The organism is Pseudomonas sp. SIMBA_067 (assembly GCF_046534675.1).
In the GTDB taxonomy this organism is placed as follows: Bacteria; Pseudomonadota; Gammaproteobacteria; order Pseudomonadales; family Pseudomonadaceae; genus Aquipseudomonas; species Aquipseudomonas putida.
On the sequence record NZ_JAWRYH010000563.1, the window covers coordinates 1 to 266 of the forward strand.

At 55.3% G+C, this 266-nt stretch carries 1 protein-coding gene; it reads right to left on the minus strand.

All coding sequences use genetic code 11. The features are described 5' to 3' along the window. Positions 1-152 precede the first annotated feature (152 nt). Positions 153-266 carry an RcnB family protein gene (locus SB765_RS30335; RefSeq protein ID WP_410932583.1) on the minus strand — a complete coding sequence of 38 codons (114 nt, stop codon included), beginning with the start codon at positions 264-266 and terminating at the stop codon, positions 153-155.

The window sequence follows — 266 nt, forward strand, 5'->3', positions numbered from 1 at the left end:
TCCAGAAAGGTGCCATCCATATCTACCGCAACCATCTTAACCGTCGTCATCATGACTCCTTACACAGGGAATTTTCAGCGTGGAGTGTCAGGATAGCCGCTGGCGCGGCAAAACGGAAAGAAAGTGGGATGGCCGCAGCCATCCCCTGGGGATCAGTTCAGGGCGCTGTTCAGCACCAGCGCAGTAATTACCCCGGTTGCAGCAGCAATCAACACATAGTTGCCGTCGATGTTTGCCCAGTGATAACCGCGCGGTGGTTCACGCAG